We start from the raw sequence: 9,550 nt of genomic DNA on the forward strand, positions 1-9,550 counted from the left end.
CCGACTAACCAGAGAAAAAGGTCATCATAAGGACGATGATGACCATATTCTTCCGACTAACTATTGAAAAAGGTCATCATACTTAAAGAAGATAAAGACCTAACCTAAAATAGAGGCGTCCAAGTTCCAGAATTCGCGTAAAGTTTTTCTAGCCAGCCAAATCTGTGTTGCCCTGCTGAAGTTCATACATTTGATAATATTTCCCTTTTTTCTCCATTAATTGATCATGTGTGCCCTTTTCAACAATCATCCCGCGGTCTAAAACAATGATTTGGTCAGCGTTACGGATCGTTGATAACCGGTGGGCAATGATAAAGGTGGTCCGCCCTTTTTTCAGAACTTCCATTGCCTCTTGAATCACAGTTTCCGTTTCTGTATCAATACTTGACGTAGCTTCGTCAAGTATAAGTATAGCTGGATTGAATGCCAGCGCTCGTGCAAAGGAAATGATCTGCCGCTGCCCACTTGAGAGGGTACTGCCTTTCTCAAGTACTGGCTCATCATAACCATTTTCTAAATGCTTGAATACCTTGTCAGCCCCTACATCCTTTAATGCTTTCTCTACTTTTTCTTTGGTTATCGCAGGATCATTAAGACTTACATTTGATGCTATGGTTCCCGTAAATAAATAGGGATCCTGCAAAACAATTCCCATATGGTTACGGATAGATTGACGGGGGATAGTTTCAATATTTCTTCCATCAATCGTAATTTTTCCCTTTTGACAATCATAAAAACGGAAAAGTAAATTCATAATTGAACTTTTTCCAGATCCCGTGTGGCCAACTAGGGCAACTGTTTCACCATGGTTTGCTTCAAAATCAATATTCTTTAAAACGTATTCCCCGTCTTTATAACCAAATGATACATGATCAAATATTACATTTCCTTTAAAACGAGCAATTCGCTCACTACTTACATTTTCCCCAGGTTCATCCATCAGTTTAAATACACGTTCTCCCGCCACAAGAGCAAGTTCTAGATTGGCCAATTGATTAACAATCCCCTGCACCGGTTGGAAAAGCCGATTAATATAATCAACAAAGGCATACAGCATCCCTAGTGAAAGGATCGTAGAAGTATTTAGTGCCTGACCGCCAAAATACCAAATAAATGCTACAAAAATAAGATTTCTTAGGACTCCGACAAGGTTGTGCGAGGTTAATGAATTGAGACTTAATAATTTATTCTGGTAGGTAAAATGCTCATGGTTTAGTTTCTCAAAATCTGTTTTTGTTTCTTTTTCGCGACTGAACGCTTGGATAATACTCATCCCTTGGATTGACTCATTAATCATTGCATTTATTTCACTATTCTTCGATCGAATCACACGGTTGTATTTTGAAGCATACTTACGGTAAATCAACATCCATACATAAATAATTGGCAATAACAATAAACAAATTGCTGCAAGCTTTACGTTTAAAATAAACAAAGCCACATAAATGCCAGTAATATAAATAGAACTTGTAAAAAAGGTGGCGAGAACGGTGACATATAATTCACGGATTGCCTCCGTATCATTCGTAATTCTTGCTACTACTTTACCAGCAGGCAGGTTATCAAAATAATTAATTGGCAGACGTTGAATCTGTCCATACACATCTTCACGCATTTTTTGAATGATGCGGTTTGCAGATTTTTGCAATAAGAACCGTTCACCGTACTGAAAAACAGCTGATACTACCAAGAGTCCAAAATAAATGGCTAAAAGTTGAACGATAGGGAGAATCTCAGGCTGATAAAAGGCTAAGATTTCAGACAACCTAAGGATCTTGGCCTGATATTCAACCTTTCTAGCACCCTTTTTTATCTCCAATGTCCCGGCATTTAAGGTCCGCTTTCCGTCAAATTCAAGCTTTTCGTCGATGAAAACAAACTTGAAACCGACCTGCAAAATTTGGATTTGCTTTCCCTTTTGTTCACTACTAGATACATACTTTTCTCTTTTATAAAATTTCCCGTCATAATTTACTGCTTTTTTGCCACTTGATGTCTCATACCAAACAGATTCAATTCCTAAAATATGCTGATCAATAATATTTTTAGCAATAAACGGGCCAGCGAGATCGGTTACGACAGAAATGGTCAGCATGATCAATGCTGCGAAAATAATTTTTTTATACGACAAGGCGTATTTAGCTAATCGTTTTCCTGTTGTCATGCTTGCACCTCTTCCTCTATCTTCCCTGCAATCTGCTGGCGAATAAATTGTTCCTTATACCACCCATCATGTTCAAGAAGCTGTTCATGTGTCCCTTCTTCGACAATTTTGCCATCATCTAAAACAATAATATGGTCGGCATGTTGGACTGCGGACATTCGATGTGTGGTAATGATAGTGGTCTTGTCATTTCTTACCTTTCTAATATTATCAATGATTCGTTTTTCTGTTTTGGCATCAACTGCCGATAAGGAATCATCGAGGATTAGGATTTCTGGATTTTTGATCAGTGCGCGTGCAATCGAGATCCGTTGTTTTTGCCCTCCTGATAAGGCCACACCCTTCTCTCCAACGAGCGTACTTAATCCCGCTGGAAAGAGGGCCAGATCTTTTCGAAACGCAGCTAAATCAATGGCCTCTTCTAATTCTTCATCACTCGCATCTTTTCTGCCAAAGAGGATATTCTCTTTCACACTTCGAGAAAACAGTACATGATCCTGAGGGACATAACCAATCCAGTCGCGAACTTGATTTAAGGTTTGCTCCTCTAAAGATACCCCTGATATGTTTACCTCTCCATCACCTAGTGGATATTGTCTTAATAACTGCTTAATAAAGGTGGTCTTTCCTGAACCTGTTTTACCGACAATACCCAATGTCTGCCCCTGGAGAAGCATAACATCAATCTCATTAAGGTTATCATTCTTAGAAGAGGGATAACGAAAAGTTACCTTTCGATAATCAATTCGATCTGCACGTTGTATCGAAACCGGGTTTAGAGGATTGACGACTTCCTCCTGATAGCTAAGTGTTTCATTTACGCGGTCAAGTGATGCATTCCCCCTCTGCATCACATTGATTAACTCACCAATTGCAAACATGGGCCAGATCAGCATCCCTAGATAAACATTAAATGAAACAAGATTACCCAATGTGATCGATTGATGGAAAACTAAATAGGCACCATATCCGAGCCCAATTAAGTAACTAATACCAACAAGCACCTTAATTGTTGGATCGAATAATGCGTCAATTCTTGCAACGTTAATGTTCTTGTGATAGACATCCTCCGTAAGTTGATGAAACCGCTTGCTATCTGCAGATTCTTGAACAAAAGCACGGATGACTCTAACTCCTGCAACTGATTCAAGTACTCGGTCATTCAGTTCACCAAACGCATCTTGGGCTTCCATGAAGCGAGTATGAATTCGTTTTCCATACATCTGCATTAAAATCGACATAATTGGCAGCGGAATAATTGCCGCCAGCGTTAACTTCCAACTAATTAAAATTCCCATCGTTAAAAGTAATGTCAGCATCCATACACTTGAATCTACGAGTGTCAGGATCCCAAAACCTGCTGTTATTGATATGGCCTTTAAATCATTAGTCGCACGCGCCATTAAATCTCCAGTCCTATTCTTTTCGTAGAATATCGGAGTCATTTTTAGTAAGTGAGCAACGAACCTGGACCTAAGTTTCCTTTCTACAAGGAAGGCTCCTCCAAACAGTCGGTACATCCAGATATAGGTTATTGCATAGGACGAAACCATGATTGCCAAAAGAATGCCAAGGTATTGTATTATTTTCTTATTACTTATACTGCCTTCATGAATATCATCAATCGCCAATCCGATTAATTTAGGCGGAATCACATCCAATATGCCGACTAAAATTAATAGGGTAATCGCGATGACATATCGCTGCCAATTTTCTTTAAAGAACCAACTTAATTTTTTTAATACCGCAAACATAACTGACTTCCCCCTTATGTTTTACTATCCGCCGTCTATTGCTCCTGCTGTATTTCCTGTCCAAGACCATTCCAAATATCTCATCCAGATTTCCTCCCTCAAGTTTGTTTTGAAATATAAAAAAAGACATACCGCCAGTGCAGTATGCCTCCTTTTAAAAAAAGGGACAAAAAAACACACGTCACGTATTAAATAAAACGTAACCTGTGTTTTTGTCATTAATCAATTATTTCACATTGAAAAATTAACAGGAAATTCCTTCAGGACAGGTTACATCCAAATATTCAATTGTTAAAGAAACATCATTGAATGTAGTCATTTTTGTAACCCTCCCTTTCCTTTTTTTTCTTCCTTTGTTAGGTTATCACCAGTTCTTTTAAAAGTCAATTCCCATTTTTCTGAATTGTTTCGAATAGCTTTCGTCACATAGAGGAACATTAATGACCTTTTCCCTTATCATTCCATTAATGACCTTTTCCCTTATCATTCCATCTCTTTCTCCATTTTTCCTTTTGTTTATTCCATTTCTCTTCCCACTTTTGAACCTCGTTATTAAAATTCTCTTGAAAATTAAAACGATTCTTAGCAGCCTCATCTTGCTTTTTCTTTTCAATCAATGTGGAGATATGCGGGACATTAAAGCTTTCAACAGGCTCATTCGTTAATGCTTTCGTCATAACTTCCCGAAAAACAACTGCTGAACCTTTATTGCTGACAGGAGTGATATAATGCTCCTTGTCTGTTTTATCGTAACCAACCCAGATCGCCCCGACCAGCTGCGGGGTATACCCAACAAACCATTGATCCTTCAAGCCATTTATTCCTTCGATTGGAACCTGAGTTGAACCAGTTTTTCCTGCCGTTTCTCGGCCAGGTATTTGCGCAGCCTGACCTGTACCTTGTTCCACAACTCCAAGGAGCATGGTCGTCATATTATCGGTTACAGCCTTGGTAGTGACTCTTTCTTTTTTTGCTTTCCAGACAGCAACAACCTTTCCGTCAGTATCAACAATTTTCTTAATCGCATGGGCCTTCATTCTTACTCCGTTATTTGGAAAAACAGAAAAAGCTTCAGCCATGTTCAAAGGAGAGACACCTTTGTGCAAACCGCCTAAGGCAAGGGATAAATTACGGTCATTTTTGTCCAATGAAATTCCGAACCGCTTAATGGAATCTAATCCTTTTTCAATCCCAAGTTCATTTAACAGCCAAACAGCAGATACGTTTTTTGATTCTTTTACAGCTTCATACATGGGCACCTGACCAGCATATTGATCATCGTAATTACTTGGTTGATAACTCCCAAAGGTCATTGGTTCATCTTTTAACATATCAGTCATCTTCCAACCTTCTTCCAGTGCAGGTGTATAAACCGCTAATGGCTTAAAGGATGAACCAGGTTGAGCCTTTAATTGCGAGGCTCGATTATAACCTCTAAACGTATGTTTTCCCCTGCCGCCAACAATTGCCTTAATTCCACCTGTCTTGGGATCTAAAAGGACACCACCGCTCTGAACTAGGGTATCTTTTCCTTCTTGGAATAAGGATTCATTTTGATAGGTCTCTTCCATGGCTGTTTGCATTTCAGGTTCAAGTTCTGTAAAAATTTGATAGCCGCCTGTTAGTAATTCATCCTGTGATAATCCATATAAGTTTATAGCCTCTTCTAAAACCTGATCAACATAGTATGGAAATTTACCTCGGAACGGATCACCGCCCTTATCATTCAAAATTACTTTTTCATGAATGGCTTTTTCATACTGAGAATCGGAAATATACCCTTGTTTCTTCATTTGTACTAATACTAGATTTCGCCGTTCTGTCGCCTTTTCCAAATGTTCATAAGGATTCAGGGCAGATGGTGCTTTAATTAGTCCTGCAAGTAATGCAGATTCACTGATCGATAGGTCACTAACCTCTTTGGCAAAATATTTGCTTGCAGCCGTTTTAATCCCCCATGCACCATTTCCAAAATAAATTTGATTTAGATACATTTGCAAGATTTCTGGCTTTGAATATTCCCGTTCAATCTGTAGTGCTAAAAAAACTTCCTCCATTTTTCTATTTAAGGTTTTTTGGGAGGTGAGAAGTGTATTCTTAGTCAATTGTTGCGTTATGGTGCTGCCTCCTTCAACCATTCCTCTAGCTTTTAGGTCTCGAATGAGCGCCCTTGATGTCCCAATCAAATCCACACCGCTATGTTGATAAAATCGACGGTCCTCAATAGCAACTATTGCGTTTTTCATTGAATCAGGAACCTGCTTAATAGAGACACCTTCATTTTTATTCGCCGACACTTTACTTGCTACATCCTCATTCACATCATAAATCACGGTAGTCTGTGGCAGTTCGTTCTTAAGTCCTGATATATCTGCATCCTTGGAAAAATAATAAAGTAGTCCAAAAAAACTTAAGATGATGATTAACATGGAAAGTACAATAGTTTGGAACAAATGCCACTTTTTCAAGTTATTGAATATGGTCTTAATTTTCTCTTTTATTACCAAATGAAAAACATCCTTTATCTATAATCTATCATCGGTAAATTTTCGAAGATAGGGAGAGTTTTTATGACAATATTTAGTATTCCAAAAAAAAGAAAAAAGATGGCGGATTCCCATCTTTTTCATGTCATTTATTCATTTTTCGTCAATTCTTTAAAACGGTGTTTCGATACCTTGTCATCAATACTGCTAAAAATCCGATAATTTTCTTCATCCAAAATCCGAAAATGTTTACTGAGAATATTTTGTTGAAGAATATACCCGTTCTTTTTCGATACAACTCTCCACCAAATCCGGCCGCCGAGTGTTTTTGACTTCCGAATATCTATTCCTTCGCGGGCAACCGTTTCTAACACCTCAAGCGGCTCATTCCCAAATAGAAATTGAACTGTTTCAGTTTCACGAAATAGTGCACAAATCGATACTACAGTAGACCAGTTGGCTAAGACTCTACCTTTCTCAATTTGAACGAGTGTTTTCTTTGAGACACCAATAATGTCTGCCATTTTATCCTGTGTATAGCCGACTTCCGTCCGTATGAGGCGAAGCTTTTCAGAAACCTGCATTATAATTTCATCTCTGGTCAAATTAAGCCCTTCCTTCAATTACAACTAGTGTAATTTTACACTAGTTTACTTAAATCTTCAAATCCTAGCATCAAAAAACTGCTACCTTTTTAGATAGCAGTTTCAATTATTTATAGTGATTTGGGAGGTATTCCGCAATTGCTAGAACATGAATTTTTCAAATCGCATGCCCCGCATTTTCCTTTTTTCGATTTATTAATAAACCTAACTAAAGCCCATGTCGCGTATCCAAAAATAGCTGCTCCAATTAAAATATTGGCAATCATTTGCTTCACCTCTTTCTAGAATTAAACAAGTCCTAACAATTTGCCGCCTTGATAGATAATCAAAGAAAGCACATAAGCAATTGCAAATGCATAAATCATAGAAAAAGCTGTCCATTTTTTTGAATTTGTTTCTTTATAGATAGTTGCTACTGTCGCAAGGCATGGGATGTATAACAAAATGAAAACCATGAAACTATAGGCAGCAAGCGGAGTATAATAGTCCGCCAATAACCCTTGCAAACTTGCATCATTCGGAACAAAATAAATTATATTCATGGTAGAAATAATGGCCTCTTTTGCCAAGAACCCTGTAATTAACGAGGCGGATGCCTGCCATGTTCCAAATCCAATTGGATCAAAAATTGGGGCGATTACATTCCCAATCGCGGCTAAATAACTATCATCCATGTCAACCTTTAAACCATTGGGGCCAGCATAAGATAATAACCAGATAAAGACAGAACCTGCAAAAATAAATGTTCCAGCTTTTCTAACAAACCCTTTTCCTTTATCCCAAGTACTCCTCCACAGTGATTGAAACTGGGGAAGACGGTAAGGGGGCAGTTCTATAACAAATAATGAAGTTTCCGATTTTAGTAATGTAGACGAAAAGATCTTTGCCAAGACCAATGCAACTACAATCCCAAGGACATATAGACTTAGCACAACTAAAGCCTTATTTCCTGCAAAAAAAGCTCCTACAAATAACGCATACACTGGCAATCGTGCTGAACAGGACATTAATGGGGTAAGCAATATGGTTACCAGCCTTTCCCGTGGTGTCTCTATTGTTCTGGCTGCCATTATTCCTGGTACATTACAGCCGAAGCCAATCATCATAGGGATAAACGCCTTCCCATTTAACCCAACTGACTCCATAATTCGGTCCATTACCAATGCAACACGGGCCATGTACCCGGAATCTTCTAATAAAGAAATAAAGAAAAATAGGATAAAAATTTGCGGAACAAATACGAGTACACCGCCTACCCCAGCAACTAATCCATCAATAATTAATGCATGAATAAAACTTGAAGCATGAATGGCGGTTAAAACCGACTCAAATCCTGTCGTAATTGGCCCTGTTAAAAAACCGTCCAAAGCATCAGATAATGGTGTACCGAGCCAATCAAAAGTCAGCATAAACATAACATACATAAGCAGTAAGAAAATGGGCATTCCTAAAAAACGATTGGTAACAATCATATCAATTTTTTCAGAAAGTGGAATGTCAAAGTTAGTTTTTTTAGCCACTTCGACGACGATTTTTTCTATTACTTCTCTTCTTTTTTGATAAATATAGTTTGCTAATGATTTTACATTGTAAAGTGTTTGTAAAGTAGACTCCAAGTTAACAATTAGTTCATTTAGCTTTTGTTCGTCAACAATACTATTTACATAATTTCTAACATATTCATTTCCTTCAAAATATTGAATAGCTAGAAATCGTCCAGAAAGGCCGGTTTTGCCATTAATCTCAGCCGTCAAAGCGACAATTGCTGCTTCTACCTCTTTACCATAGTAAACAAGGTTCTTTTTAGCAGGCTGGATTGATTGAGTCGATATGACATCAACTAATTTATCACAGCCCTTACCACTTCTTGCCACAACAGGAACAACTGGCACTCCGAGAAGGTTTGAAAGTTTAGATGCATCTATCTGAATCCCACGTTTATTCGCTACATCGACCATATTAAGTCCAATAAGTGCTGGTTTTTCAAACTCTAGCAATTGCAAGGTCAGATGTAAATTTCGTTCTAATTGTGAAGCATCTAATATATTTAGCAGGCGGTCCACTGATTCATTAAGAAAGAAGGATGTAACTACCCCTTCATCCTTCGATAACGGATTAAGTGTATACACACCAGGTAAATCAATTAAATGACCAATATTATTTTTAAAAACCCCAACTTTTTTTTCAACGGTTACACCGCTCCAGTTACCAACATACTCATAGGAACCAGTAAGATTATTAAACAATGAAGTTTTCCCTGTATTGGGATTTCCGATTAGAGCGAATTCCATTATATTCTCTCCACTTCAATTCGAACTGCTTCTCTTCGGCGAATACCTACACATTGTCCGCAAGATTCAATCATTACTGGACCGCCAAATGGCATGACACACTTCACACACACTTCTGAGCCTTCAGTGATTCCTAAGTCAAGTAAACGTCTTTGAACCAGGTGACCTACTAGTGAAATATCAATAATTTTCCCTTTTTCTCCTGCTTTTAAAGAACCAAACATGTATATCACCCTATCTTCGCTAATTG

The 9,550-nt window shown here is 38.1% G+C and carries 7 protein-coding genes; all 7 read right to left on the reverse strand.

The features are described from left to right. Positions 1–148: 148 nt before the first annotated feature. The 7 genes from V7659_RS03040 to V7659_RS03070 all read right to left on the reverse strand — a co-directional run bounded on the left by V7659_RS03040 (position 149) and on the right by V7659_RS03070 (position 9,524). Positions 149–2,164 (reverse strand): ABC transporter ATP-binding protein, encoded by a 2,016-nt coding sequence (locus V7659_RS03040; protein WP_335538016.1) that lies wholly within the window; start codon positions 2,162–2,164, stop codon positions 149–151. Beyond that, the gene (locus V7659_RS03045) at positions 2,161–3,918 is read right to left on the reverse strand and encodes an ABC transporter ATP-binding protein (RefSeq protein WP_335538018.1); all 1,758 of its coding nucleotides are present in this window, start codon (positions 3,916–3,918) and stop codon (positions 2,161–2,163) included. The genes V7659_RS03040 and V7659_RS03045 overlap by 4 nt, the downstream gene beginning before the upstream one ends. Positions 3,919–4,382: 464 nt before the next feature. Next, positions 4,383–6,425, reverse strand: coding sequence for a transglycosylase domain-containing protein (locus V7659_RS03050; RefSeq protein ID WP_335538020.1), 2,043 nt, complete (start codon positions 6,423–6,425; stop codon positions 4,383–4,385). Between the two features lie 128 nt (positions 6,426–6,553). Next, positions 6,554–7,009: a helix-turn-helix transcriptional regulator gene (locus V7659_RS03055; protein ID WP_335453110.1), complete on the reverse strand. Its 456-nt coding sequence runs from the start codon at positions 7,007–7,009 to the stop codon at positions 6,554–6,556. A gap of 110 nt (positions 7,010–7,119) precedes the next feature. After that, positions 7,120–7,275, reverse strand: a complete 156-nt coding sequence (locus V7659_RS03060; RefSeq protein ID WP_283877925.1) for a FeoB-associated Cys-rich membrane protein — start codon at positions 7,273–7,275, stop codon at positions 7,120–7,122. 21 nt (positions 7,276–7,296) lie between these two features. Further along, complete coding sequence (feoB, locus tag V7659_RS03065) at positions 7,297–9,300, reverse strand: ferrous iron transport protein B (RefSeq protein WP_335538021.1); 2,004 nt, start codon at positions 9,298–9,300, stop codon at positions 7,297–7,299. After that, a complete protein-coding gene (locus V7659_RS03070) occupies positions 9,300–9,524 on the reverse strand; it encodes a FeoA family protein (RefSeq protein ID WP_335453103.1) in 225 nt (74 codons plus the stop codon). The genes feoB and V7659_RS03070 overlap by 1 nt, the downstream gene beginning before the upstream one ends. Positions 9,525–9,550: the final 26 nt, after the last annotated feature.

This window comes from Neobacillus drentensis, assembly GCF_036966985.1.
Lineage (GTDB): Bacteria > Bacillota > Bacilli > Bacillales > Cytobacillaceae > Neobacillus > Neobacillus drentensis_E.